At 69.4% G+C, this 2,333-nt stretch carries 3 protein-coding genes; all 3 read right to left on the bottom strand.

Features of this window, described 5'->3' with window-relative positions; translation table 11 throughout:
* Positions 1 to 167 (bottom strand): SixA phosphatase family protein (locus tag WBA11_RS18460; protein ID WP_424522101.1); only part of this gene is annotated, 167 nt, incomplete at its 3' end.
* A gap of 8 nt (positions 168 to 175) precedes the next feature.
* Positions 176 to 1,000, bottom strand: a complete 825-nt coding sequence (locus WBA11_RS18455) for a Pycsar system effector family protein (RefSeq protein ID WP_424522100.1) — start codon at positions 998 to 1,000, stop codon at positions 176 to 178.
* A gap of 39 nt (positions 1,001 to 1,039) precedes the next feature.
* Positions 1,040 to 2,333 (bottom strand): BamA/TamA family outer membrane protein (locus tag WBA11_RS18450; RefSeq protein ID WP_424522099.1); only part of this gene is annotated, 1,294 nt, incomplete at its 5' end.

Genomic DNA, 2,333 nt, shown 5'->3' with positions numbered 1-2,333 from the left:
GCCGACGAGGTGAGCGCGCGGTCCGGCACGGAGCGGGCCGTCGTCAGGAACCGGCCCATCTTGCGGGCGCCTTTCTGGCCGCGCTTGGCGAGCGGCCGTTGGTGGTCGCCGTCGTAGTCGGCCTCCCAGTCGGACTTGCCGTGGCGGAGAAGGATGATGGTTTTCATGGAGCGGACTAGGGGAGGATTCCTTGAGCGGGTAGGCCCGGTGTGGGAGTGGTCTGGATCGTCGTCGACGCGACGGCGGGGCAGTTGGGGCTCCCGGGAGAACAGGTGTTGACGTACGTGAAGACGCCCACGAACCCGACGACGCCCACGACCAAGGCGACCAAGAATGCTATGTACGACCGCTTGAGCATCCGGTACTTCTTTTGGAGCACGCTTCCGACTCCGTAGATGTCCTTCATCATCATCTCGTAGGTCAGCGTCGAGTCCATCACGACTTGCTTGAGCGCGCCCACAAAATCGCCCTCGCTCATGTGACTGAAGTTGCCGAAGAACAGCAAGTTCTTTCGGTCACGCAGCGCCGCCTCGGGCGTGATGACGTTGCTCTGAACGCGCGGCATCGCGCCGAGCACGGCGAACACCAACGAGACCAGGCACCCCAGCAGGAACAGCGAGGTCGGGATGAGCAACCACGGGTTCCGCTCGGCGCCCGGGGCGATGGACGCGATCAGGATCGAGATGATCAGGCCGTTGACCGAGATCATGATGTTGGCCTTGGCGTCGGCCAGCGCCGACAGGTCCATGTTGACCCGGTAGCTCGACCGGAACAGGGTCTCGATGCCGCGCTTCGTGCCCAGATCCTTGAGGGCCTGGTCGGCGGGGGAGAGCGCGCCATCGGACGAGCCGACGTTGGCCATCTCCTTGACCTTCTTCTTTTTCTTCTTGGCCGTCTTCTCGTCCTCGATGGGGACGGCGACCGGGCGCTCGCCGGCCACCTGGCTCATGTCGAAGGTGTCGCCGTCGCCCCGTGACGTGCTGGTGAGCGGTTCGTCCATGGGTGTGGGGTGGGAGGGAGGCAAGGTAGCGGGCGCGGCCTAGTACGCGAACCCGACGCCGAACGTGACCAGGGCGGCCTCGTCGGAGGCCCCGACGGTGAGCGTGGCGACGCCGCGGTCGAGCGAGCCGACCCACAGCCCGCCGCCGTAGCCGAGCTGGATGCCGCCGCCCGCGTCGGGGTCCACCGCTCTGAAGTTGATCAGCGCGCAGACCTCGGAGTCGTAGACGTCGAGGCACGTCGGGGTCTCGGCCCACACGCGGCCGGCGTCGGCGAACCCCAAGATTCCGACCTCGAGGGGGAGCACGTACACGTCGAGGTCGAGGACCTTGGCCCGGAGTTCAGCCGAGGCCGAGGCGGCCGTCCGGCCCGCGAACCGCTCGCGTCGATAGCCCCGGATCGTGCCGGGGCCCCCTAGGACGGAGGCGTCGAAGAACGGGAAGTCGCCCACGGTGGTCTCGCCGCCGCCTCGGAGCGCGAGGGTGAGCTGAGGGGCGAACCGGAACGGGACGTACGCGACGGCCTCTCCGCCTACGCGGCCGTACGTGTCCGCAGGACCGGTGATGCCCGCGCGGAGCTCGCCGAACAGCGAGAGCCCGAGCCCCTGCCGGGGGTTCGCCTCGAGGTCGACGGCGCGGGCCTCGATGCGGGCCGAGGCCCCGACGTGCGTTTGGGCGTCGAACGACGGGGCGGCCAAGAGCGCCGCGGGGCCGACGAGCGGCAGGTCCGGGTTGCCCGGGTCGAACGCTTGGGGCTCGGGCACGGTCGCGTCGGCGTAGCGGACGGTCGGGCCGAGGTTGAGCGTCAGGTTCTCACCGAGGGGGACCACCAGTCCAGCGCGGGCGCCGGCCAAGGCGATGTCGACGCGTGCGCGGTCGGAGTCGTCGAGCTCCGGGGAGCCGTTGCCGATGCCGTAGAAGTTGCGGGCGTAGCGGGGCGTCGAGCCGTGGACGGCGACGGTCAGGTCCGAGCGGCCGATCGCTTCGCGCATGTACCCCTGATACCGCGCCGCGACGCCGCTCGTCGCGGTCGCGTAGTTGGCCGAGACCGTGTGGACGGCCGCGTACGGATGGAGACGGAAGCCCGGGACGAGCCACGTCCTCGAGGCCCCGATCATCACGCCGTCCGTGTCTCGGAAGCCCAAGGTCGGCCGCGTCACGACGTCGCCGATGACGTTCTCGGTCTCGTCGTACCGGTTGACGTCGGGGTCCTCAGACCGCCGGTCCTCGAAGCCGCGCCCCCTTGCTTCGACCTCGAGGCCGCCCGGCGTGTCGTAGACGGCGACGTCGCCGCCGCTCGCATCGAGGACGTCGGAGCCGGCCCCGCCGATGACG

Origin of the sequence: Rubrivirga sp. (genome assembly GCF_049648075.1) — a bacterium.
Taxonomy (GTDB): domain Bacteria; phylum Bacteroidota; class Rhodothermia; order Rhodothermales; family Rubricoccaceae; genus Rubrivirga.
Note: the sequence above shows the minus strand (reverse complement) of the source record. Positions and strands in the feature narration are given on the sequence as shown.

Coding starts and splice junctions, on each gene's coding strand:
- WBA11_RS18455 (WP_424522100.1), bottom strand. CDS start 1,000: ATGGACGAACCGCTCACCAGCACGTCACGGGGCGACGGCGACACCTTC.